The 22,799-nt window shown below is 68.4% G+C and carries 19 protein-coding genes; 6 read left to right on the forward strand and 13 right to left on the reverse strand.

Features of this window, described 5'->3' with window-relative positions; all coding sequences use genetic code 11:
• Positions 1–48 precede the first annotated feature (48 nt).
• The 3 genes from ASF16_RS08380 (at position 49) to ASF16_RS08390 (ending at position 3,933) form a co-directional block, all read left to right on the forward strand.
• Positions 49–2,211: a PAS domain S-box protein gene (locus ASF16_RS08380; RefSeq protein WP_056165240.1), complete on the forward strand. Its 2,163-nt coding sequence runs from the start codon at positions 49–51 to the stop codon at positions 2,209–2,211.
• Complete coding sequence (locus ASF16_RS08385) at positions 2,208–2,888, forward strand: response regulator transcription factor (protein WP_056165242.1); 681 nt, start codon at positions 2,208–2,210, stop codon at positions 2,886–2,888. Before ASF16_RS08380 ends, ASF16_RS08385 begins: the two co-directional genes overlap by 4 nt.
• A gap of 67 nt (positions 2,889–2,955) precedes the next feature.
• On the forward strand, positions 2,956–3,933 hold the full coding sequence (locus tag ASF16_RS08390) for a tripartite tricarboxylate transporter substrate binding protein (RefSeq protein ID WP_056165244.1): 978 nt from the start codon (positions 2,956–2,958) through the stop codon (positions 3,931–3,933).
• 30 nt (positions 3,934–3,963) lie between these two features.
• Here ASF16_RS08390 and ASF16_RS08395 read toward each other — a convergent pair whose 3' ends face one another.
• Both ASF16_RS08395 and ASF16_RS08405 read right to left on the reverse strand, forming a co-directional pair.
• Positions 3,964–5,217, reverse strand: coding sequence for an ABC transporter substrate-binding protein (locus ASF16_RS08395; RefSeq protein ID WP_156371999.1), 1,254 nt, complete (start codon positions 5,215–5,217; stop codon positions 3,964–3,966).
• Between the two features lie 466 nt (positions 5,218–5,683).
• Positions 5,684–6,703: a GlxA family transcriptional regulator gene (locus ASF16_RS08405; RefSeq protein WP_235507302.1), complete on the reverse strand. Its 1,020-nt coding sequence runs from the start codon at positions 6,701–6,703 to the stop codon at positions 5,684–5,686.
• Positions 6,704–6,826: 123 nt separating this feature from the next.
• Between ASF16_RS08405 and ASF16_RS08410 the strand changes: the two genes are divergently transcribed.
• Positions 6,827–7,462 carry a cysteine hydrolase family protein gene (locus ASF16_RS08410; protein ID WP_056165251.1) on the forward strand — a complete coding sequence of 212 codons (636 nt, stop codon included), beginning with the start codon at positions 6,827–6,829 and terminating at the stop codon, positions 7,460–7,462.
• Positions 7,463–7,556: 94 nt separating this feature from the next.
• Here ASF16_RS08410 and folK read toward each other — a convergent pair whose 3' ends face one another.
• The 11 genes from folK to xylF all read right to left on the reverse strand — a co-directional run bounded on the left by folK (position 7,557) and on the right by xylF (position 19,873).
• Positions 7,557–8,093, reverse strand: coding sequence for a 2-amino-4-hydroxy-6-hydroxymethyldihydropteridine diphosphokinase (folK, locus tag ASF16_RS08415; RefSeq protein ID WP_056165254.1), 537 nt, complete (start codon positions 8,091–8,093; stop codon positions 7,557–7,559).
• 73 nt (positions 8,094–8,166) lie between these two features.
• On the reverse strand, positions 8,167–9,792 hold the full coding sequence (gene pcnB / locus ASF16_RS08420; protein ID WP_056165256.1) for a polynucleotide adenylyltransferase PcnB: 1,626 nt from the start codon (positions 9,790–9,792) through the stop codon (positions 8,167–8,169).
• Between the two features lie 41 nt (positions 9,793–9,833).
• Positions 9,834–10,559, reverse strand: a complete 726-nt coding sequence (locus ASF16_RS08425; RefSeq protein ID WP_056165259.1) for an HAD family phosphatase — start codon at positions 10,557–10,559, stop codon at positions 9,834–9,836.
• A gap of 33 nt (positions 10,560–10,592) precedes the next feature.
• Entirely contained in the window at positions 10,593–11,291 is a 699-nt protein-coding gene (hda, locus tag ASF16_RS08430; protein ID WP_056165292.1) for a DnaA regulatory inactivator Hda, read from the reverse strand.
• Between the two features lie 373 nt (positions 11,292–11,664).
• Entirely contained in the window at positions 11,665–12,669 is a 1,005-nt protein-coding gene (locus ASF16_RS08435; RefSeq protein WP_056165261.1) for a Gfo/Idh/MocA family protein, read from the reverse strand.
• A 23-nt stretch (positions 12,670–12,692) separates the two neighbouring features.
• Positions 12,693–14,009: a xylose isomerase gene (gene xylA / locus ASF16_RS08440; RefSeq protein ID WP_056165263.1), complete on the reverse strand. Its 1,317-nt coding sequence runs from the start codon at positions 14,007–14,009 to the stop codon at positions 12,693–12,695.
• Between the two features lie 62 nt (positions 14,010–14,071).
• Complete coding sequence (gene xylB / locus ASF16_RS08445) at positions 14,072–15,520, reverse strand: xylulokinase (RefSeq protein ID WP_056165265.1); 1,449 nt, start codon at positions 15,518–15,520, stop codon at positions 14,072–14,074.
• Between the two features lie 15 nt (positions 15,521–15,535).
• A complete protein-coding gene (locus ASF16_RS08450; RefSeq protein WP_056165266.1) occupies positions 15,536–16,723 on the reverse strand; it encodes an ROK family transcriptional regulator in 1,188 nt (395 codons plus the stop codon).
• Positions 16,720–17,514, reverse strand: a complete 795-nt coding sequence (locus tag ASF16_RS08455) for an ATP-binding cassette domain-containing protein (RefSeq protein WP_056165269.1) — start codon at positions 17,512–17,514, stop codon at positions 16,720–16,722. The genes ASF16_RS08450 and ASF16_RS08455 overlap by 4 nt, the downstream gene beginning before the upstream one ends.
• A complete protein-coding gene (locus ASF16_RS08460) occupies positions 17,511–18,644 on the reverse strand; it encodes a sugar ABC transporter permease (protein WP_056165294.1) in 1,134 nt (377 codons plus the stop codon). Before ASF16_RS08460 ends, ASF16_RS08455 begins: the two co-directional genes overlap by 4 nt.
• 200 nt (positions 18,645–18,844) lie before the next feature.
• Positions 18,845–19,873: a D-xylose ABC transporter substrate-binding protein gene (gene xylF / locus ASF16_RS08465; protein ID WP_056165270.1), complete on the reverse strand. Its 1,029-nt coding sequence runs from the start codon at positions 19,871–19,873 to the stop codon at positions 18,845–18,847.
• A gap of 452 nt (positions 19,874–20,325) precedes the next feature.
• Here xylF and purM point away from each other — a divergent pair, with 452 nt between their 5' ends.
• Positions 20,326–21,390 (forward strand): phosphoribosylformylglycinamidine cyclo-ligase, encoded by a 1,065-nt coding sequence (purM, locus tag ASF16_RS08470; RefSeq protein WP_056165272.1) that lies wholly within the window; start codon positions 20,326–20,328, stop codon positions 21,388–21,390.
• A 46-nt stretch (positions 21,391–21,436) separates the two neighbouring features.
• Complete coding sequence (locus tag ASF16_RS08475; RefSeq protein ID WP_235507304.1) at positions 21,437–22,576, forward strand: AI-2E family transporter; 1,140 nt, start codon at positions 21,437–21,439, stop codon at positions 22,574–22,576.
• Positions 22,577–22,799: the final 223 nt, after the last annotated feature.

Genomic DNA, 22,799 nt, shown 5'->3' on the forward strand with positions numbered 1-22,799 from the left:
CGTTTCTCGGGCCGGGGAAGCTGTCGAGCAACACCGTGGACCATTGAAATGACCAGGCTGCGCCGTGCGCTGCAGGGCGCGGGCTCCACGGTCACGGTTCTTTGCGTGGCCGTGCTGATGGTGCTGGGGGCCGGGGAATGGGCCACGCGCAATGAGCTCGACAGCCAATGGGACAACCTGCGCCGCTCGGCGGAGGTGCAGGCCTTGGCGCTGCGGGGCGTGGCCACGCGGTACAGCTACCTGCCCTTCACCGCCGCGCAGCAGCCGCTGGTGGCGCAGTTGCTGCGCAACCCCAGTTCGCCGCAGGTGCGCGAGGCTGCCAACGCGTATCTGCAGACCGTCAACACCCGCGCGGGCTCCGACACGCTGTACGTGATGGATGCCCAGGGCATGACCCTGGCGTCGAGCAACTGGGACACCCCGAGCAGTTTCGTCGACCAGAACTACGGCAACCGCCCGTATTTTCGCGACGCGCTGCACGGGCTGACAGGCCGCTTCTACGGCGTGGGCAAGACCACGGGCGAGCCCGGCCTCTTTGCGTCCGCACCTGTGCAGCAGGCCGACGGCAAGGTGATCGGCGTGGTGGCCGTGAAGGTGCGCATGCAGCCCATCGTGGACACCTGGTCGCAGCTGCGGGACCCGGTGTTCGTGGCCGACGAGCGCGGCATCGTGTTCCTAGGGTCGGTGGCGCCCTGGCTCTATAAGACCACTCGGCCGTTGCCGCACGACGCGGTGCGGCAGGTGCAGCACGACGAGCAGTACGGCGCGCAATGGTCGCCGGAGCCGGTGCCCTGGAAGCTGGAGCTGCCTGCCGACCAGCCCGGCGGGCAACTGCGCGTGCCGGACACCGGCAAGGAATACCTGGCGTACGAGGAGCCCCTGCCCGACCTCGGCTGGTCGCTGACCATCACGGCCGACAGCAAGGTGGTGGCCGTGGCCCGCCAGCAGGCCTGGGCGCTGGCCACCCTGGCGTCGGGCCTGCTGGTGCTGGGTGCGCTCTACTGGCAGCTGCGCGAGCGGCGCCTGACCGAGAACCGCCAGGCCCGCATCGAGCTGGAGCAGCGGGTGCACGAACGCACCCACGAACTGCAGCAGGCGCAGGCGTTCCGCCAGTCGATGGAAGATTCGCTGCTGGTGGGCATGCGGGCGCGCGACCTCGAAGGCCGCATCGTCTATGTGAACGCCGCCATGTGCGACATGGTGGGCTACAGCGCGGACGAGCTCATCGGCTGCCTGCCGCCCTACCCCTACTGGCACCCCGACGACCTGGCGCGGCACTGGAAGGACAGTGACACCGCCCTGGCCGGCAAGGCCACGCCGCACGGCCACGAGAACCGGCTGCGGCACCGCAACGGATCGGACGTGTACACCATGTTCTACACCGCGCGGCTCATCGACGGCGACGGCGAGCACATCGGCTGGATGAGCTCGGTGGTGGACATCACCGCGCAAAAGCGGGCTGAAGAGCACCAGCAGCAGCGCGAGGCCCAGCTGCAGCGAGTGCAGCGCGTGATCACGGTGGGCGAGATGGCATCGACCCTGGCGCACGAGCTGAACCAGCCGTTGGCAGCGCTGGTCAACTACGCAGCCGCCGCCAAGTCGCTGGCCGCGCAAGGCAAGGTCGCCCTGCTGAACGACACCCTGGCAGCGCTCTCGGCCCAGGCGCTGCGTGCCGCCGACATCGTGGGGCGCATTCGCCGCTGGGTGCGCCAGCACCCCGAGTCGCGCGAGCCTTGCGACCTGAACGCCGCGGTGGACCAGTCCCTGGCCCTGCTGCTGCGCGCCGAAGCCCGCCGGCACGGCGTGGCGGTGCGCCTGGACCTGGCCCGCGAGCCCGTGCAGGTCAGTGCAGACCGCGTGCTGCTGGAGCAGGTGGTGCTGAACCTGGGCCTGAACGCGCTGCAGGCCATGCAGTCGCACGCCACGCCGCCTGCGGGGCACGAGCTGCTGCTGCGCACCACCAACGAGGCGGGCCGGGCTTCCTTGCAGGTGCTGGACCGCGGCCCGGGCTTGGCCCCGGAGATCGCCGACCGCCTGTTCGAGCCTTTCTTCACCACCCGCTCCGACGGCCTGGGGCTGGGGCTGAACATCTGCCGCTCCATCGTCGAAAGCATGGGGGGCGAGCTGCTGGCCCGCAACCGCGAGGGCGGTGGCGCGGTCTTCGAGATCCGGCTGCCGTCCCACACCCCGCCACCCGCACTCTCGCCATGACTGACCACCACCCCACCACCCCTTTGGCCTGCGCAACACCTGCGGTTCATGTCTACATCGTCGACGACGACGAAGGCGTGCGCCACTCCCTGGCCGCAATGCTTCTGGCCGGCGGCCATGTGGCAGAGCATTTCGAAGGCGGGGCAGAGTTTCTGGCCCATGCCGACCTATCCCGGCCCGGCTGCGTGCTGCTGGATTTGCGCATGGACGGCATGAGCGGGCTGCAGGTGTTCGAGGCCATGCGCCAGCGGGGCACGGTACTCAAGACGGTGTTCCTGTCCGCCCACGGCGAACTCGCTTCGGCCGTGACCGCCGTCAAGCAGGGCGCGGTGGACTGGCTGGAAAAGCCGTGCGACGAAGCCACGCTGCTCGCCGCCGTGCACCGCGCCGCGACCCTGTCCAAGGAAGTGGCCGCCCACACGCAGCGGCGCACCCAGCTGCTGGAGCGCTGGAATGCATTGAGCCCCCGCCAGCAAGAGGTGGCGCGCCTGCTGGCCACCGGCATCAGCAGCAAGGAGGCCGCCCGCGCCATGGCCCAGCGCGACCCGGAACGCCCCATCGACCCGCGCACCGTGGACACGCACCGCTCGGCCATCTTTCTCAAGCTGGACATCCGCTCGTCGCACGAACTGGGCATGCTGGTCGAGGACCTGGGGCTCTCCAGGACTCCGTCCTGACCCCAAAGAACGCCCCACCCGAAGGTTTTCGTAAGCCTTCTTACGATTTTTTTGCACAATGGCACCCATGAACCGCAGAAACATACTCATCGCCAGCGCCGCCCTCACCGCGGCTTTCTCCTCCAACGTCGCGCTTGCGCAGGACTCGGGCCAGCCCATCCGGCTGATCGTGCCCTACGCAGCGGGCGGCCCCATCGACGTGACGGCCCGTGCGCTGGCCGAGCGCGTGCGCGACTCGCTGGGCACCGTGATCATCGACAACAAGGGCGGCGCGGGCGGCAACATCGGTGCCGACGCCATCGCCAAAGCCGCGCCGGACGGCCTGACCATCGGCATCGCGGCCACTGCCACCCACGCCGTCAACCCCTGGCTGTACACCAAGATGCCGTACGACGCCGCCAAGGACTTTGCGGGCATCACGCAGATGGTGCGCGTGCCCAACGTGCTGGTCATCAACGCCGCCAAGGCCGAGCAGCTCAAGATCCACACCGTGGCCGACCTGATCGCCTACGCCAAGGCCAACCCGGCCAAGCTCAACTACGGCAGCGGCGGCAACGGCAGCGCCGGCCACCTGGCGGGCGAGATGTTCAAGCAGCGCGCCGGCATCTTCGCGCTGCACATCCCATACCGCGGTGCCAACCCCGCGCAGCTGGCGCTGCTGGGCGGCGAGGTGGACTTCAACATCGACAACCTGGCCGCCGCCGCGCCTAACATCCGCGCAGGCAAGCTCAAGGCCCTGGCCGTGACCTCGCTGGACGCCTCGCCCTCGCTGCCCGGCGTGCCCGCCCTGTCCGCCACCTTCAAGGGCTTTTCCATCGACACCTGGTGGGGCCTGGTGGCGCCTGCAGCCACGCCCAAGCCCATCATCGACAAGCTGAACAAGGCTTTCGTGGCGGCGCTCAACGCGCCTGAAACCAAGACCCGCTTCGCCGCTCTGCTGGCCGAGCCGGTGTCCACCACACCAGCACAGTTCGACAGCTTTATGGCCGCCGAGCGCGCCAAGTACCAGCAGGTGGTGAAGGCGTCTGGCGCGAAGGTGGATTGACCGCCCAAAGCGCGCTGCGCTGGGGCTGTCTCACGAAATGAAGCGGCCGTCTCGGGTGAGCATCGAAATGTCGGTGAACGATGTCCCGAGGCGCTTGCCGCCCCGGTAGTCCAGCTTGTAGTCGCCATAGGCCAGCGGAGCCTCCTGCAAGGCATCGGCCACCGCGGCCGCGGTGGCCGCCCCTTTCGTTCGGCCCAGCGCGTCGGCAAAGGCGCGGCCCAGCAAAAAGCCCTGGTAGGTCATGTAGTTCTTGGGCACCGCCGACGCGGCGATGGCGGTTTCGTAGTCGCGCGCCAGCGGGCTGAGCGTGGAAAACGGGTTCGGCACCACCTGCGACACGATGAGCCCCGAAGCACTGCTGCGCACCGAATCCACGAGCCCGGGCGTCGCGCCCTGCGACAACAGGTAGATCGAGCCGGGAAACACATGGGCCTGGTGCAATCGCTCGAGCAGGACTTTCACCCCCGCACCGGCATACACCATCACCAGAAATGCCGCCTTCGAATCCAGGAAGGCTTTGAGCACCACGTCTGCATTGGAGCCATCGGGCGCAGCAGCGATCGCGCCTTTGAACTCGATCTTGTTGTCCTGCGCTGACAGGCGCGCACTGTCGACCCAGGAGGCGCCTGCGGGCACGTCGGTGTGCACCACGAACACGCTCTTGTGCGAGATGGTGGCGCCATGCCGCACCATGTTCCTGACCTCATCGCCGTAGCTCGCGCACGAGAAGAATGTGAACTCCTGCTTGATTTTGCGCACGCTGTCGTCGCCGGTCAGCGCAAAGAGCGGCACCCGCTTTTCCTCGCAGTACGGCATCACGGCCTTGGCCACGCCCGTGCCGGCCACGCCGATGATGGCGGCCACCTTTTCCTGCTCCACCAACCGCTTGGCATTGGTCAAGGCGGTCGGGCCGTCGAGCTTGTCGTCGAGCGTGATCAGCTCGATCTGCCGCGCCTGACGGCCTCGGTTGGCCTGGTCGAACGCGGCCTTGATGCCCTGGGTGTACATGCCACCCATTTCGCCAAAATTGCCCGACAGCGCCACCGTCTGCCCGATCCGGACGACCTCGGAAGCACTGGCGCTGCGCCCCATCCAGGACAGCGGCGCCAATACCGTAGATTGAACCAATGTGCGGCGATGGATAAGCATGGTGCAGTTAATTTCTGTGCTGATTGAATACTGCCAACAGCGTGACAGAAAATCAGTATGCCGCACCGGCCATAATCCACTCAAATCCAGCCGACACGGCAACAGTTCGATTTTCTGTGCCGCTCGTTCGTGCAATCCTTCTATGAAATCAAAGGATTTTCATAGCGTTTACACCCATTAATTCAGACATCCGATAAGCGGAATATTCCGAATAAAAAACCGCGTCGATATTCACAACCACAGAAAATCACTAACGACTCTTCAATTGCAGCATTTCACACAACGCTGAGGCGCTCCAGCACATCACTGAACCGCCACGAGTCACCGCGGATGGAGACAACCGCAGACTTCAACCGTCGTTGCAGCGTCACCCCAACCTGCCCATCGCCGCTAGTGACCCGCGGCTGACGGCCAACGCCACGGCATACGCCGCAGACGCACTGCAGTTCCACCAACGTGCAAAGGGCCTCCGCCGGGTGGGCCGCAAAGCGGTGCATGCCTTCTGCCCTATGCAATTCAATAGAAAAACAGCCGCTACCGCTTGTCTATCAAGCGCCAGCAGCTATAAATTTAGTAGCAAACAAGCAATGGCTGCATCGAACTATTCAGTGCGCCGAAACTGCCGCCGATAGGCCGACGGCGCAATGCCCAGGCTAGCGGAAAAGTGCTGCCGAAGCGAAACCGCCGAGCCGAAGCCGGCCTCGATGGCCACCGCCTCGATGGACTGATCGCCACCCTCCAGCAGGCGCTGTGCGAGGGCGATGCGTTGGTTCTGCAGCCACTGGCCCACGGTGGTGCCGGTGGACTGCCGAAAGCGCCGTGTAAAAGTGCGCGGGCTCATCACGGCGCGCTCGGCCAGGGCCTCCAGGGTGTGGGTTTGGTGCAGATGCTCACCCACCCACTGCAGCAGCGGCGCCAGCCGGTCGCCACGCACCGACGGCGCCACCGGCTGCTGGATGTACTGCGCCTGCCCGCCCTGCCGGTGCGGGGCGACCACCATGCGGCGCGCGGCGCGGTTGGCGACCTCGGCGCCGTGCTGCTGGCGCAGCAGGTGCAGGCAACAATCGATGCCCGCAGCTGTGCCGGCGGAGGTAAGCACCGGGCCGTCCTCGACATACAGCACCTCCGGGCGCGGCAGCACGCGGGGGTAGCGCCGCGCAAACTCCTGCGCCAGCGCCCAGTGCGTGGTGGCGGCACGGCCGTCGAGCAGCCCCGCCTCGGCCAGCACAAAGGCGCCCAGGCACAGCCCCACGATGCGCGCGCCGCGGCGGTGCGCCGCCTGCAGCGCCGCCAGCAACGCGGGTGGCGCAGGGGCCAGGTCATCGCGCCAGGACGGCACCACGATGATCTGCGCGCGCCGCAGTGCCGCCAGGCCATGGTCCACGTGGATACCAAAGCCGGCCGAGGTGCGCAGCGGGCCGGGCTCCACGCCGCACACCACCAACCGGTAACGGTGCACGCCCTCGGCCGTGCGGTCCTCGCCAAACACCAGGCAGGGCACCGACAAGTGGAACGGGCTGATGCCGTCGAAGGCCACCACGGCCACGGAGTCCGGGGTGGTCAGGGAACTGGGCCTAGCAGAAGCGAGGCCGGGTGCGGAGGGTACAGCGGCGGTGTGCATGATGGCCCGATTCTATCGATGATTGTCAATCCAGCCACTTTTGGTCGACTGCCGAACCGCGAACAATCAGCCCCATTCCTTCCACACCCACTGTTTTTTCTTCAACCCTTCAGGACTGTGACCATGACCGCTTCGACCCCCACGCCCCGCCGCGCATTGATCGTCATCGACGTGCAAAACGAATACTTTGCGGGCGGCAACCTGCCCATCGAATACCCGCCCGTCGCCGACACGCTGCCCAACATCGCCCGCGCCATGGACGCCGCCCACGCCGCCGGCGTGCCGGTGGTGGTGGTGCAGCACACGGCGCCTGCCGGTGCTCCCGTGTTCGACAAGGCCACCGACCGTTGGCAGCTGCACCCCGAAGTGGCCCGCCGCCACGCCGACCACCGCATCGAAAAGAGCATGGCCAGCGCCTTCACGAACACCGGCCTGGCCGACTGGCTGGCCGAGCGCGGCATCGACACCCTGACCGTCGTGGGCTACATGACGCACAACTGCGACGCCAGCACGATCTACGAAGCCTCGCACCGCGGGCTGTCGGTAGAGTTCCTGGCCGATGCGACGGGCGCGCTGCCCTACGCCAATGCCGCGGGCCGCGCGAGCGCCGAAGAGATCCACCGGGTCTTTAGCGTGGTGTTCCACAGCAACTTTGCCGCAGCCGTGTCCACGGCCGACTGGATGGCCGCGGTGCAGGCGGGCACGGCGCTGGCCAAAGACAACGTGTTTGCGTCCAACCAACGCGCGCGGCAGGGTTGAACCCCTGAGTCGCCGGCGGCGGCTTCCCCCTAGGGAACACCACCTGCGGCTTGCCGAGGCTTGGCGGGTCCGATCAGTGGGATCAGTGGTCGGGCTACAGCCCTTCGCACCACACCGTCGCCAACTTCTCGATGCGCTGGTCCTGCACCGCCGCTAGCCAATCGGGGTGGACTTGGCGGGGCGCGATCTCGGCCAGGGGCAGGAGCACGAAAGCGCGTTCCCGCAGGCGCGGGTGCGGCACGGTCAGCGTGGCCGTGTCGATGGCCTGTTCGCCAAAAAACAGGATGTCGAGGTCCAGCGTGCGGGGTGCATTGCGGTAGGGGCGCTCGCGGCCGGCGGCGGCCTCAATGGCCTGCAGCGCGCTCAGCAAGGCCTGGGGGGCCAGGGCAGTGCGCACGGCGACCACCGCGTTGTGATAGTCCGGGCCCGTGGCATCCACCGGCGCGCTGCGGTATAGCGACGAAGCGCGCAGCACCCGCGTGCCCGGCAAGGCATGGATGGCACGGGCGGCTGCGCCCAGGGCGGCGGCGGCATCGCCCAGGTTGGCACCCAGGCCGATATAGGCCGTGGTGGCGGGGTGGTCGTCAGGCCGCAGCGCAGGCGCTGCGCCGCTCTGCGGTGCCGGGTTCATCGGGGTCTGCGCCGTGGGTTGTCTGGCTGCCGCACCGACCGCATCGCGGCTGCAGGGCGCGGGGCCATGCCGATCAGGCGTCCTGCTCAGGGCCGGGGACCGAGCTGCTGGAACTGCCGTCGCCCACAGGCTTGCGGCGACGGCGGCGGCGCTTCTTGGGGGCGGCTGCGCCGTCGGCCGTGAACTCGGCGGCGCCTTCACCGGCATCGGCTGCGTCTGCGTCACCCCCGTCGCGGGGTGCTGCTGCAGAGGAAGGCGAAGGTGAGGAAGCAGGTGCCGGGCGCGGAACGCGCTTGACCACGGCCTGCTGGGCCTTCTGGCGGGTCTTTTGCTCTTCCTTGGCCTGGTCCATCAGGTCTTCGCGGCGCTCGTCGTCGGCACCCTGGAAGTCCTGCCACCACTCGGCCAGGGCCTCGTCCACCTCGCCCACATCGGCGCGCAGGCGCAAGAAGTCGAAGCCCGCGCGGAAGCGCGGCTGGATCACCATGCCGAACGGCGTGCTGCCCACGCGCTTTTCAAAGCGGGGCTGCATGACCCAGATCTCGCGCATGTCGGCGGCCAGCTTGCCGCGGCCCGACACATCGCCGATGCGCTTGTCGAACACGTCGTCGATGGCGTCCTGCAGCGCAGGCAGCGGGTGCTGGCGCTGGGCCAGGCGCTCCGTCCAGCTCTTGCGCACGTCTTCCCACAGCACGCAGGCCAGCAGGAAGCTCGGGGCCACGGGCTTGCCTTCGTTCACGCGGCGGTCGGTGTCCAGCAGCGCGGCCTTCACGAACGGGGTGTCGGCGCGCTCCACCGCCACGTCCAGCAGCGGGTAGATGCCCTTGGCCATGCCCAGCTTGCGCAGTTGCTCCACGCTGGCGATCGAGTGGCCCGTCTGCAGCAGCTTGAGCATCTCGTCGAACATGCGGCTTTGCGGCACGTCGGCCAGCAGGGTCTGCGACTCCACCAGGGGGGCGGCGGTCTTGGTTTCGATGGTGAAGCCCAGGCCGCTGAGCTTGGCCGCAAAACGCACGGCGCGGATGATGCGCACCGGGTCTTCACGGTAGCGCGTGGCCGGCTCGCCGATCATGCGCAGCGTCTTCTTCTTCGCGTCCTGAATGCCCTTGTGGTAGTCCACCACGATCTGGCTGACCGGGTCGTAGTACATGGCGTTCACGGTGAAGTCGCGGCGCGTGGCGTCTTCGTCCTGCGGGCCCCAGACGTTGTCGCGCAGCACGCGGCCCGATGCGTCCACGGCATGCTGCATGCCGGCCAGCGCCGCCTTGGACGTCTTCTCGTTGCCGCTCACCTGCCCTGCAGCGCTGTTGTCCAGGTAGGCGCGGAAGGTGGAGACCTCGATCACCTCATGCTCACGGCCCCGGCCATGCACCACGTGCACGATGCGAAAACGCTTGCCGATGATGAACGCACGGCGGAAGAGGCCCTTGACCTGCTCGGGCGTGGCGTTGGTGGCCACGTCGAAGTCCTTGGGGCGCAGGCCCAGCAGCAGGTCGCGCACTGCGCCGCCCACGATATAGGCCTCGTAGCCGGCCTGCTTGAGCGTGGCCACGACCTCGGCAGCCCGGCGGTCCACCAGCTCGGGGTCGATGCCGTGCACCGTGGCGGGCACTTCTTCGCGTTTGCCGAAATGCGGCTTGCCGCCCGAGGTGCCGGGGGTCGATTTGCCCAGCAGTTTGTCGATGAACTTCTTGATCATGGGTGCGAGTGAAGCAAAAGGTCTGGCGCAGGGCGCGGGTGTCAGGACGCGGAGTCCTGGCTGGCTTCAGTCTGGGGGAACAGGTCCAGTATGCGCCAGCCGCGCTCCTGGGCCAGCGCGCGCAGGCGCGGGTCGGGGTTGGTGGCCACGGGGTGGTTCACCTTCTCGAGCAGCGGCACGTCGTTCATGGAGTCGCTGTAGAACGTGCTGTCCACGTCCGCCCAGCCGAGCTGGTGTGCGGCCAGCCACTCCTCCATGCGGCGCACCTTGCCTTCGCGCATGGTGGGCACGCCGTCGATCTCGCCGGTGTACCAGCCTGTGAGTGGGTCGAGCGCCAGCTGCACGGCCAGCAGCGCATCGTCGGCCACGCCCAGCGCATGGGCGATGGGGCGGGTCACGAACTCGTTGGTGGCGGTGACGATCAGCACCGTGTCGCCCGCGGCCTGGTGCTGGCGGACCAGGTCGCGCGCCTGGGGCTTTATGGCCGGGCCGATCACCTCGCGCATGAACTGCGCATGGGCGGCTGCCGAGGCCTCGGGCCCGCGCAGGCGCACGGCCTCGGTCGCAAAGCGCACGTAGTCGTGCACATTGAGCGTGCCGGCCTGGTAGTGGGCATAGAACTCGCCGTTGCGCCGCGCGAACTCCACTGGGTCGTTCCAGCCGATGCGGATGGTGAACTCGCCCCACTCGTAGTCGGAGTCGAGCGGGAGCAGCGTGTGGTCGAGGTCGAACAGCGCAAGCCGCAGGGGGCGGGTGTCAGAGGTCATTCAGGTTCACAAAGGGCAAGGAAGGACGCGTCATCATTCCGATTCGAGCATCGTTTTGAGCAGGGGGATGGTGATGGCCCGCTGCGTGCGCAGCGCAAACGCATCGAGCTGGTCGAGCAGCAGCATCAGGCTGCCCAGGTCGCGCGAGAAGCGGTTGAGCATGTAATCCATCACATCGTCGCCCAGGAACACGCCGCGGGCGTCGGCCTCCTGGCGCAGCACCGAGCGCCGCTCGGACTCGCCCAGCAGCTGCAGCTGGAACACATGGCCCCAGCCCAGGCGGCTGCGCAGGTCGTCGCGCAGGGGCAGGTCGGCCGGAGGCAGGTTACCGGCGGCCAGCACCCAGCGCTGGCTGCCGCTGGCCGGGCTGATGGCGTTGACGAACCAGTTGAACGCCGCGGCCTGCTGAGCGGTGTCATACAGATGCACGTCGTCCATGACGATGGCAGCCCAGTCTTCGTTGAAGTCCGGCGGCTCGGCCACCGACGGGTCGAGCCAGCCGACGCTGGCGCCCTGCTCCCGCAGGGACTGGCGCACCGCCTTGAGCAGGTGGGTCTTGCCGCTGCCGGGCTCGCCCCACAGGTAGGTGGGCACCGGCGACCGCGTGGCCAGGCTGCTGCCGTCGCCGGCGGCCAGGCGCAGGTGCTGCAGCGCGGCCTCGTTGGGGCCGGCAAAGAAACGGGCCAGGGTGGGCCCCGTGGCCAGGCCGATGTCCAGCGCCAGCTGCTTCATCATGCGCGGCACCCCCGCGGCCGGGCCAGGCCAGCGGTGGCGGGTGCAGGAGCGGCGAACAGGAGTGGGATCGGCAGCGGCATCACAGGTGAATTGGAAGGTGCCTGACCATAGAGCAGCTGAGCAACTACGGCGGGCACCGCGGACAAGAGGCTGGGGCGCGGGGTCGCCCCGGGCCGGCCTCGCAGGGACGGGTGGCGACAGTGAGCGGGATTTTAGACTGCCGCCAACCGGCTTCGGGCGGCCGCCATCGTTCCGGGTCCGGACGGCGGCCCCGGAGGCCTCGTGCGCCCCGCCCTGGGCAGCCTGCCGATGATGCAAAAGCCCCGGCTGGTGGCCACGGGCCCCCTCTTTCGGCGGGTTCGCGCCGCCTTCAGGCGACCGCTTCCCACCGCCCGCTGCGCTCGGACTGCCAGAGCGCATCGATCACCCGCGCCTGGGCGACTGCGTCGTCGATGCCCTGGGCCTGCGGGGCCGCACCCTCGCGCACCCGGCGGGAGAAGGCCTCCACCTGCAGCTGGTACTGGTCGCAGGCTGGCAGGGTCTCGGTGGTGATGCTGCTGCCGTCCAGCAGGCCGCCCTCGTCCAGCGCCAGGCGCATCTCACCGCCGCGCACTGCGTTGAAGGGGATGAAGATCTCGATGCGCCCCCGGCTACCCACCACCTGCACCCGCTGGTAGCGCACGCTCTGCGTCGACACGGTGAAGCTGGCCTGCCGGCCCGCGCCGAAATCCAGCAGCGCACTGGTCAGCCGGTCGGTCCCCAGCGCCGGGTCGCGGTCCACCAGGGCGACGGCGCGCTGCGGCTCCGTTTCGAACAGGTAGCGACCGGCCAGCACCGCGTAGCAGCCGATGTCGTACAGCGCCCCGCCGCCAATGCCGGGCTGGTTGCGGATGTTGTGCGGGTCGTCGTTGAAATACGAGAAGAACATCTGCACCGCCTGCGGCGTGCCGATGCGCCCGCTGCGCACCAGCTCGCGCGCGCGGTGCCACTGCGGGTGGTGGCGCACCATGAAGGCCTCTTCGATGTGCACCTGGCCTGCGGCGGCGCGCAGGGTGCCGGCCTCGGCCGCGCTCAGCGCCACAGGCTTCTCGCACAGCACATGTTTGCCGGCGGCCGCGGCCTGCAGGGTCAGCGGCACATGCAGGTGGTTGGGCAGCGGGTTGTAGATGGCCTCGATGGCCGGGTCGGCCAGCAGCTCCTCGTAGCTGCCATAGGCCTGGGCGATGCCCAGTTGCTGCGCCGCCTGCCGGGCCGCTGGCAGCGTGCGCGAGGCGATGCCGCGCAACTCCACGAGCGGGCTCGCCCGCAGGGCCGGAATCACGTGCTGCATGCCGATCCTGGCCGTGCTCAGCACGCCCCACACCACAGGTTTCATACCAAGCTTTCGGTTCGTTGTTGTCAAAGATAGCTGTTGAGCAAGTTCTCCAGCAGCTCCTGCCGGCCCGACACCGGCCGCGTGTCCTGGTTGCGCTCCAGGGCGCGGTCGGCCACCTCGGCCAGTCCCAGTCGGCCGGCCAGCAGGTCCTGGCCGAAGGCTGCGTTCCAGCCAGCATAGCGGGCATCGACGTGGCGGGCCAGGCGGCCGTCGGTGACCATCTTCTCGGCGATCAGCAGCGCCCGGGCCGCGACGTCCATGCCGCCGATGTGGCCGTGGAACATGTCCTCGGCATCCAGCGACTGTCGCCGCACTTTGGCGTCGAAGTTGAGGCCCCCGGTGGTGAAGCCGCCGGCCTGCAGGATCAGGTACAGGGCCAGCGCGGTCTCGGGGATGTTGTTGGGGAATTGGTCGGTGTCCCAGCCGCACTGCATGTCGCCGCGGTTCATGTCGATGGAGCCGAAGATGCCCAGGTCGATGGCCGTGGCGATCTCGTGCTCGAAGCTGTGCCCCGACAGCGTGGCGTGGTTGGCCTCGATGTTGACCTTGATCTCCTTGTCCAGGCCGTAGCGGGCCAGAAACCCGTAGACCGTGGCGGTGTCGAAGTCGTACTGGTGCTTGGAGGGCTCGCGCGGCTTGGGCTCGATCAGGATGGTGCCGGTGAAGCCGATCTTGTGCTTGTACTCCACCACCATGTTCAAGAAGCGCCCCATCTGGTCCAGCTCGTGGCCCACGCGGGTGTTGAGCAGGGTTTCATACCCCTCGCGGCCGCCCCACAGCACGTAGTTCTCTCCGCCAAGCTTGAGCGTCGCGTCCATCGCCTCCCTCACCTGCAAAGCGGCCAGCGCAAAGATGTCGGGGTCCGGGTTGGTGGAGGCGCCCGACATGAAGCGCCGGTGGCTGAAGAGATTGGCCGTGCCCCACAGCAGCTTCACGCCCGTCTGGGCCTGCTTGGCCTGCAGCACGTCCACCATCTCGTGCAGGTACCTCACGCTCTCGCGGGGGGTGCTGCCCTCGGGCGCCACGTCGCGGTCGTGAAAGCAGTAGTACGGCGCGCCCAGCCGGGCGAAGAAGTCGAACGCCGCGTCGGCCTTCAGCCGCGCCGCGGCCATGGGGTCGGCCACCTGCTGCCACGGGCGCTCGAAGGTGCCGTCGTAGCCGAAGGGGTCGAAGCCGTTCCAGCAGAAGCTGTGCCAGTAGCACACGGCAAAACGCAGGTGGTCTTGCATGCGCTTGCCCAGCACCAGGCGGTCTTTGTCGTACCACTTGAAGGCCAGCGGGTTGGTGGAATCGGGGCCTTCGTAGGCGATGGGGGAAATGTCGGAGAAGTAGGTGCTCATGGTTTTCTCGGCTAAGGACGGAACATGGCTCGGGACAGGGCTCAGGACGGGGCTCGGGGACATCAGGGCCTGCGGTACAGGCGGCGAAACAAGGCATGGCGCGGCGCCAGCAAGGCGCGCTCGGCAGGGTCAGGCAGGTAGACGGTGTCGATGGGCGGCGGCAGGCACGCCCACTCCAGGGGAATGCCGACGCTCAGTGCGCCCAGGCGCGCGGCCCCCAGAGCGCCGCCCACGGCCGATCCGCCGTGGGTCACGATCTCCACGTTCAGCGCGCTGGCCAGCATCTGCGCCCAGAAGGCGCTGCGGGCGCCACCGCCCACCAGCGACAGGCGCGACACCTCGCTGCCCGCGGCATGCAAGGCAGCCAAGCCATCGAGCAGGCCAAAGCTCACGCCTTCCATCACCGCATAGCCCAGGCGTGCGGCGTCGGTGTCCATGTCCAGCCCGTGGAAGCTGCCGCGCACCCGGGCGTCGTTGTGGGGCGTGCGTTCGCCGCTGAGGTAGGGCAGAAACACCGGCGCTGCCTCGCGGTCGTGGGCGCTCAGCGCTGCGGCGCGTGCGGCCACCTCGCCCGCGTCTGCAGCGCCCAGCAGGTCGGCCACCCACTGCAGCGCGCTGGCGGCGGCCAGCATCACGCTCATCTGGTGCCAGCGGCCCGGCACCGCGTGGCAGAACGCGTGCGTGGCACTGGTGGCATTGGGCTGGTACTGCGGCGTGACCACAAACAGCACGCCGCTGGTGCCCAGCGACAGGAACCCCTGCCCGGGCTGCACCGCCCCCATGCCCAAGGCGCTGGCGGCGTTGTCGCCCGCGCCACCGGCCACCACGGTGCCGGGCCGCAGGCCCAGCGATTGCGCCACATCGGTCCGCAGGCGCCCGCTCATTGCGCTGCCCTCCACCAGGCGCGGCATCTGCCGGCGCGCCAGGCCCGTCAGCGCCAGCAGTTCATCCGACCAGTCGCGGCGCTGCACATCGAGCCACAGGGTGCCGCTCGCGTCCGACAGGTCGCTCACATGCTCGCCGGTCAGCATCAGGCGCACATGGTCCTTGGGCAGAAGCACCTTGGCGATCTGCCGGAACACCGCGGGCTCGTGGCGCGCTACCCAGCGCAGCTTGGGGGCTGTAAAACCGGGCATGGCCAGGCTGCCGGCCAGGCCGCTCAGCGCCGGCAGCTCGCGCATCATCTCCGCGCACTCCTCGGCGCTGCGCGTGTCGTTCCAGAGGATGGCGGGGCGCAGCACGCGGTCGTGTGCATCGAGCAGCACCGCGCCATGCATCTGGCCCGACAGGCCGATGGCCTCGGTGGCTGCGTACTCCTCGGGGTGCACGGCCCGCAGGCTGGCCAGGGCGTGCTGCGTGGCCGACCACCAGTCGGCCGGGTCCTGCTCGCTGTGGCCGGGGTGGGGGCGCGACACCGACAGGGGCGCACCGGCGGCACCCAGCACCTGCTGGTCCGGGCCGAGCAACAAAGCCTTCACTTCCGAGGTGCCGATGTCGATGCCGATGTACATGGTGGATGGCTGCGTTCAGTGGAGATGGGCGGGCGGTGTGGCGCCTGCCGGTGGTGGGGCCAGGGCCTGCTGATCGGCCCCCGCCGCGGCGACTGCCGGTGCGTGCATGGGCCGCAGCTCGTGGTGCAGCACCAGCGCGGCCGCGCCCACGGCCGAGGCCAGCAGGCCGTAGCGGGCTGCGCGCACGGCGGGCGCCGCCACGCCCGCGCTGGCGGCGTAGGCATCGAGCGTGTCGCGGGCCTGCTGCACGATGCTGGGGTGCCGCTCGCACGAGGGCCCACCCACCACCAGGGCGCCGGGGTTGAAGGTGGTCCAGAGGTTCTGCAGCACCACGCCCAGGAACACGCCGCCGCGCGCGGGGTCGCTCTGGCGCTCGAGCGCCCGGGCCCCGAAGAAGGTCTCGGCACACCCCCTGCGCCCGCAGGAGCACGGCGGCCCGTCGATCTGCAAAATGCTGTGGCCGATTTCTCCGGCCATGCCCTGCAGCCCGGTGAACAGCCGGTCGTTGAGCACGATGCCCGCCCCCACGCCCACGCCGCAGGTCACGAAGATCAGTGAGTCCGTCGCCTCACCATCTGCAAACTCGTACTCGCTGAGCGCGGCGGTGTCCGCCTCGTTCTGCACATGCACCGCCACCGCCGGGCTGCCCGCGTCGGCCAGTGCGCGTGTGATCAGCGGCAAAAAGGCCACGTCGCGCCAGCCCAGGTTGGGTGCAAAGCGGATGGTGCCGGTGGCCTCGTCGAATGCACCGGGCACGCCGATGCCCACGCCCGACACCGTGACCGGCCTGGCCGCCAGTTCGGCCTGCGTGCGCACCACCTGCGCCGCCACCTGGCGGCACACAGCGGCAGGGTCGCGGTCGGCCAGGGGGGCCTCGGCCGCGCACAGCACCTCGCCGGTGACCGATACGCCCACCACCCGCAGCGACTCGACGCCGATCTCCACCCCCACCATGGCGCGGCGGCTGCCGTCCAGGCGCAGCGGTGTGGACGGGCGGCCCATGCCCTGCGCGGCGGCCAGCCCGGTCTCGGCGAGCCAGCCTTCGTCGATCAGCTCCCGCACCAGCAGGCTCACGGTGGATTTGGTCAGGCCGCTCTCGCCGGCCAGTTGGGCGCGCGAGAGGCTGCCGCGCTGGCGCAGCAGCCGCAGCAGCACGCTGCGGTTGATGCGTTTGACAAGTTGCTGGTCGCCGGTGGTCTTCATGCGGGTGTGGGGGTCGGCGCAGGCTCGCCAAGGCGGTGGGTCTGCGCTTTTCCTTCGGGTTGTTTGCCTGCGATGATCATGCCCAGAACTTCGTCCTCGGTGACATCGGCCGTGCGGTAGGCGCCCACCATGCGCCCGTTCTTCATCACCGCCAGGCGGTCGCTGAGCCCGAACACATCGGGCATGTCGTGGGTGATGAGGAAGATGCCCACGCCGTCGGCCTTGAGCTGGCGCACCAGGCGGCCCACCATGGCGGTCTCCTCGGGGCCCAGCGCGGCGGTGGGCTCGTCCATGATCAGGATGCGGGCGTTGAAGTAGATGGCGCGCGAGATGGCCACCACCTGGCGCTGCCCGCCCGACAGGCGCCGCACCGGCGTGCGCACGTTGCGGAAGTTCTTGTTCAGGCGCTCGAAGACCTTGCGGGCTTCGGCGTCCATGCGGTGGTCGTCCAGCGTGTTCCAGCGGGTGAGCAGCTCGCGGCCCAAAAACAGGTTGGCCACCGCGTCCAGGTTGTCGGCGAGCGCCAGCGTCTGGTAGATGGATTCGATGCCCAGCCGCTGCGCGTCGGCCGGCGTGCGGATGTGGGCGCTCTGCCCCTGCACCAGCACCTCGCCGCTGTCGATGGGGTAGGCGCCGGCCAGCATCTTCATCAGCGTGGACTTGCCCGCGCCGTTGTGCCCCAGCAGGGCCACCACCTCGCCCGGGTAAAGGTTGAGGCTGACGTCGTCCACCGCCCGCACACCGCCGAACGACTTGCGGATGCCGCGCATCTCCACCAGCGGCGCGTTCATGCGGTGTCTCCGGTCAGGCGGCGGTACACCACGTCGAACACCACGGCCGCGATCAGTACCTGCCCGATGATCACGTAGCGCAGGCCGATCGAGATGTCGAGCAGCAAGAGCCCGCTGTCGATGCTCTGCATGATCAGTGCCCCCAGCACCGACCCCAGGATGGAGCCGCTACCGCCCGCCAGCGCGGTGCCGCCGATGACGGCTGCCGCGATCACGAACAGCTCCATGCCGGTGCCCAGCGAATTGGTGCCGGCGTTGAGCCGCGCAATCGAGACCATGGCTGCAATCGTGATGAGCACGCCCATCAGCGCAAACAGCATCAGCGTGACGCGCCGCACCGGAATGCCGACCAGCGCCGCGGCCTCCGGGTTGCCGCCGATGGCGAACACGTAGCGCCCAAAGCGCGTGCGCCGCACGATGAACGACAGCACCACCGCCACGCCGCCCCAGATGATCACAGGGATGGGCACGCCCTGCGGCGCATCCTTGGTAGGTATCTGGTACGCGTTCATCGTGGCGACAAAGCCCACGGCGATCACCGCTGGCACGGCTGCCACCAGCGCATCGAGCCACAGCGCCGGGTTGGGCACGCCGTACGAAGCCTTGGCCCGGCGCCGCAGCCAGGTCTTCAGGCCCAGCGCCACCACCAGCACCACGGCCAGCACCCAGCTGGCCTGCACGCCGATGGCACCATCGAAGCCGCCGCCCAGGCGCTGAAAGAAGCTGTCGCTGACCGGCTGGGTCTTGCCGTCGGCCACCATGAAGGCCGCGCCGCGAAACGACATCAGCCCGCCCAGAGTGACCACGAACGATGGCACCCCCAGCATCGCCGTGAGCGCGCCCTGGTAGAGCGACACACCGATCGCCACCGCCAGCCCGGCCAGCGACGCCGCCACCCAGTGCCAGCCGGCGGTGTACATCAGCGTGGCGATCAGAACGCCGACGAAACCCATCACAGAGCCCACCGACAGATCGATGTGGCGCGCCACGATCACCAGCACCACCACCGTGGCCACGATGCCGACCACGGCCGTCTGCTGGGCGATGTTGTAGAGGTTCTCGGGCGACAGGAACAGGCCGCCCGAGAGGATGTTGAACACGACGGCGGTGACCACCAGGACGGCGCCCATCAGCACCAGCCGCCAGTCGATGGCCAGCTGCCTGAGGGCATGGGGAACAGGACTCACAAGCGCACTCCGCCAAAATTGTTCGTGAAGGGACCGGGCGCAGGCCAGCCCGCCGCGCGCGGCAGGGCCCCGCTCCCGGTCCGGGAGCTTCAAAACGTGTTGTTCAGCCACCGGGCGGCATGCAGCGCCGCGCCGGGGTCACGTCACTTGCAGGCGGCGGGCGCCTTGGCCGCATCCACACCCTTGCACAGCGCGTCCTTCTGGATCCAGCCGGCCTTCACGACGAGGTCGAGGTTCTTGGCGGTGATGGGCACGGGCTTCAGGAACTGCGCCTGCAGCGGCACCTTCTTCTCGCCGCCGTTCCAGGTCTGGGCGCCGGCCACCTTCTGCCCCTTGGCCAGCGCGACGGCGGCGGCTGCGGCGTCGCGGCCCAGGTCGCGGGCGTCCTTCCAGACCGACACGGTCTGCGAGCCCTGGGCCACGCGGTTGAGCGCCGCATGGTCGCCGTCCTGGCCCGACACCGGAATGCCCTTGATGCCCTTGGCCGTGAGCGCCGCCACCACACCGCCGGCCGTGCCGTCGTTGGAGGCCACCACGGCGTCTATCTTGCCGCCGCTTTTGGTGATGATCTGCTCCATGTTCTTTTGCGCGACCTCTGGCTTCCAGCCTTCGGTGTATTCCTCGCCGACGATCTTGATGTCGCCCTTGGTGATGGCCGCCTCGATCACCTCCTGCTGCCCGCCGCGCAGGAAGTTGGCGTTGGGGTCGGTGGGCGAGCCCTTGATCATCACGTAGTTGCCTTTGGGCTTGGCCTCGAACACCGCGCGGGCCTGCATGCGGCCGACCTCGACGTTGTCGAAGGTGATGTAGAACACGCCGGGCGCCTCGATCAGGCGGTCATACGCCACGACAGGGATCTTCTGCTGCGCGGCCTTGTTGACGGCGGGCAGGATGGCGTCCTTGTCCATCGCCAGCACGATCAGTACCTTGGCGCCCTTGGCGATCAGCGAGTCGACGTCCGACAGCTGCTTTTCGGGCGAGCCGCCCGCGTCGGCGCTGATGTAGCTGGCACCGAGCTTGGCCAGTTGGTCCTTGATGGCCTTCTCGTCGGTCTTCCAGCGCTCTTCCTGGAAGTTGGACCAGCTCACGCCCACCACCTGGGCGAAGGCGCTGGCGCCGGACAGGCCCAGCACCAGGGCTGCCAGGGCGGTCAAGGTTGTCTTCAATTTCATTCTTGTCTCCATTGATGGCCTCGTGCGGACCTTGGTTGGTGTGAACGACGTTGACTGTCGCGCCGCAACCCCTCTCGCTGAACCCTGCAGGCTGCAGTCCGTGGCGGGCAGCTCCCCTTCCGGGCAACTACCTCCGCCGACATAGTGCGGACGACGAACTAATTATGAAAGGGCTGAACCGGCGCACACATCGGGGCAAACCCGACATAGTTTGATGAGTGAACTTATTAGTTGCACAGAGATGGAACGGTGATCCCGCGAATGCCGCGCCGTGCCCTGCGGGTAGCCGTCGCGGCGTGCGGTGGCCGGCGTGCTCATGCGATGGCACCGCCCGGGTGCCAGCTTCAAATCCCCCGCCCGGTCAGGGCTGAGAAAGTCCGTCCCGGGCGTGCCGCTTAAAATCCCCGGATTCCAGCCCGCCCGGCGGGTCTACCAGCACCAAAGCCCCTTCCATGAGCTCCTCTGCCTCCTCCACCCCCATCTCGTACAAAGACGCCGGCGTTGACATTGACGCGGGCGACGCGCTCATCGAGCGCATCAAGCCGCTGGCCAAGAAGACCATGCGCGAAGGCGTGCTGGCGGGCATCGGCGGCTTTGGCGCCTTGTTCGAAGTGCCCAAGCGCTACAAGGAGCCCGTGCTGGTGTCCGGCACCGATGGTGTGGGCACCAAACTCAAGCTCGCGTTCGAATGGAACATGCACGACACCGTGGGCATCGACCTGGTGGCCATGAGCGTGAACGACGTGCTGGTGCAGGGCGCCGAGCCCCTGTTCTTCCTCGATTACTTCGCCTGCGGCAAGCTCGACGTGGACACCGCAGCGGCCGTGATCGGCGGCATTGCCAAGGGCTGCGAGCTCTCCGGCTGCGCGCTGATCGGCGGCGAAACCGCCGAGATGCCCGGCATGTACCCCGCAGGCGAATACGACCTGGCAGGTTTTGCGGTGGGCGCAGTCGAAAAATCGAAGATCCTGACCGGCCAGAACGTGAAGCCCGGCGACGTGGTGCTGGGCCTGGCCAGCCACGGCGTGCATTCCAACGGCTTCAGCCTGGTGCGCAAGTGCATCGAGCGCGCGGGCGCCACAGCCCCGGCCACGCTGGACGGCAAGCCCTTCAAGCAGGCCATCATGGAGCCCACCCGCCTGTACGTGAAGAACGTGCTGGCCGCGTTGGCAGCCCACCCGCATTCCGATGACGCCGGCGGCATCAAGGCCCTGGCCCACATCACTGGCGGCGGCCTGCTGGAGAACATTCCGCGCGTGCTGCCCGACGGCACCGCCGCCCACCTGACCAAGGGCAGCTGGCCCCAGACCGAACTGTTCGCCTGGCTGCAGAAGACGGCCGGCATCGACGACATCGAGATGAACCGCACCTTCAACAACGGCATCGGCATGGTGGTGGTGGTGGATGCTGCCGCCGCAGAAGCCACGGCCGCCACGCTGCGCGCCGCGGGCGAGCAGGTGTACGCCATCGGCACCATCGCCGCACGCGGCGAAGGTGCTGCCGTGGTCGTGGCCTAGTCGGCACGCGACACGCACAACGTCGGCCCGCCTGAACGACCCGCGCATGGCGCACACACCGCCCTCGACCCCCACAGTCCTGAACAACACGCCAGATCCGGCGGCAACGACGGCGACGGCGGCCTCGGCGGCCCCGGTCACGCTGCCGCCGCGCCTGAGCACACAGGGCATCGTGATTGCCAGCTATGTGCTGATGGCGGCCACGCTGCTGCTGGTGATGTGGCGCGGGCTGCTCCCGGGCCTATTGTGCGTGTGCCTGGGTTTTCTGCTGACGCGGGCGCTCACCCGCTGGTTCGCACAGGGCCTGAGCCGGTTGCGGCGCCAGGCCCATCCTTCGGTTTCGGCGTTGCGCGTTGCGCAGATTGCGGCGGCGGCCCTGGTGATGCTGCTGCCGCTGGTGCTGCTGGCCACAGGCCTCACGCATTCGCGCGGCTATCTGGTGACCGCGCCGCAGCAGTACCAGGAGCTGCTCAACTACATGGCGCGCACCGTGCTGGAGCTGCGGCTCAAACTGCCGGTGGACATGGCCAGCCACCTGCCCGAAGGCGTGGCCGACATCCAGCGCATCATCGCCAGCTACCTGGGCGCCAAGGCCGGCGCGCTGGCCATGGCAGGCCGCGCCTGGCTGGCCGGTGTGTTGTTTGCGTATGTGGGCCTGCTGATTGGCGCGCTGGCCGCCGTGCGCCCCGCTGTGCTGGCGCGCGGGCCACTGGCGCAGCAGCTGCGGCTGCGCATCACGCTGTTCGGCGAAGCCTTCCGCCAGATCGTGGCCGCGCAGTTCTGGATCGCGGCGTTCAACACCCTGCTGACGGGCCTGTTTTTGCTGTTCGTGCTGCCGCTGTGGGGCCTGGAGCTGCCCTACACGCCGGTGTTGATCACCTTCACCTTCATCGCCGGGCTGGTGCCCATCGTGGGCAACCTGGTGTGCAACGTGGTGATCACCATCGTGGGCCTGTCGGTGTCGCCGCTGGCCGCCGCTGCCTGCCTGGGCTTCCTGATCCTGATCCACAAGGCTGAGTACGTCATCAACGCCAAGGTGGTGGGCCGCCGCACCCAGATGGGCGTGTGGGAGCTGCTGTCGGTGATGTTCGTCGCCGAGGCGGTCTTCGGCCCCGCGGGGCTGGTGGCGGCACCGCTGTTCTATGCATACCTGAAAAAGGAACTGGTGGCGGCGCGGCTGGTGTAGCCCGCGCGCAGGTTCTATCCGGTGCACCCCTGTGTGCCCAGCCAATAGCCGGTGTCGCGTCGTTCACGCCGCACCGTCCGGCTCTCAAGGACCTTTTATCGTCATCCAACTTCTGATCGATATCCAAGAGCGGCGTATCGCCCTCGCCATCAAGATTTTCAAATGCGTATGCACCTCGAAAATCCCAATGAAACACTGAACTACAACGTCTTTTCGACAGGTC

It is taken from the genome of Acidovorax sp. Leaf78 (genome assembly GCF_001422735.1).
In the GTDB taxonomy this organism is placed as follows: Bacteria; Pseudomonadota; Gammaproteobacteria; order Burkholderiales; family Burkholderiaceae_C; genus Acidovorax.

Bases quoted from the DNA above. Each gene is read 5' to 3' on its own strand.
- pcnB (WP_056165256.1), bottom strand. From the start codon at position 9,792: ATGATCAAGAAGTTCATCGACAAACTGCTGGGCAAATCGACCCCCGGC.
- purM (WP_056165272.1), top strand. From the start codon at position 20,326: ATGAGCTCCTCTGCCTCCTCCACCCCCATCTCGTACAAAGACGCCGGC.
- ASF16_RS08410 (WP_056165251.1), top strand. From the start codon at position 6,827: ATGACCGCTTCGACCCCCACGCCCCGCCGCGCATTGATCGTCATCGAC.
- ASF16_RS08450 (WP_056165266.1), bottom strand. From the start codon at position 16,723: ATGAAGACCACCGGCGACCAGCAACTTGTCAAACGCATCAACCGCAGC.
- ASF16_RS08385 (WP_056165242.1), top strand. From the start codon at position 2,208: ATGACTGACCACCACCCCACCACCCCTTTGGCCTGCGCAACACCTGCG.
- ASF16_RS08460 (WP_056165294.1), bottom strand. From the start codon at position 18,644: ATGGGCGCCGTCCTGGTGGTCACCGCCGTCGTGTTCAACATCCTCTCG.
- folK (WP_056165254.1), bottom strand. From the start codon at position 8,093: ATGAACCCGGCACCGCAGAGCGGCGCAGCGCCTGCGCTGCGGCCTGAC.
- ASF16_RS08380 (WP_056165240.1), top strand. From the start codon at position 49: ATGACCAGGCTGCGCCGTGCGCTGCAGGGCGCGGGCTCCACGGTCACG.
- ASF16_RS08455 (WP_056165269.1), bottom strand. From the start codon at position 17,514: ATGAACGCGCCGCTGGTGGAGATGCGCGGCATCCGCAAGTCGTTCGGC.
- ASF16_RS08435 (WP_056165261.1), bottom strand. From the start codon at position 12,669: ATGAAACCTGTGGTGTGGGGCGTGCTGAGCACGGCCAGGATCGGCATG.
- ASF16_RS08390 (WP_056165244.1), top strand. From the start codon at position 2,956: ATGAACCGCAGAAACATACTCATCGCCAGCGCCGCCCTCACCGCGGCT.
- ASF16_RS08425 (WP_056165259.1), bottom strand. From the start codon at position 10,559: ATGACCTCTGACACCCGCCCCCTGCGGCTTGCGCTGTTCGACCTCGAC.
- xylA (WP_056165263.1), bottom strand. From the start codon at position 14,009: ATGAGCACCTACTTCTCCGACATTTCCCCCATCGCCTACGAAGGCCCC.
- ASF16_RS08405 (WP_235507302.1), bottom strand. From the start codon at position 6,703: ATGCACACCGCCGCTGTACCCTCCGCACCCGGCCTCGCTTCTGCTAGG.
- xylF (WP_056165270.1), bottom strand. From the start codon at position 19,873: ATGAAATTGAAGACAACCTTGACCGCCCTGGCAGCCCTGGTGCTGGGC.
- ASF16_RS08475 (WP_235507304.1), top strand. From the start codon at position 21,437: ATGGCGCACACACCGCCCTCGACCCCCACAGTCCTGAACAACACGCCA.
- hda (WP_056165292.1), bottom strand. From the start codon at position 11,291: ATGAAGCAGCTGGCGCTGGACATCGGCCTGGCCACGGGGCCCACCCTG.
- xylB (WP_056165265.1), bottom strand. From the start codon at position 15,520: ATGTACATCGGCATCGACATCGGCACCTCGGAAGTGAAGGCTTTGTTG.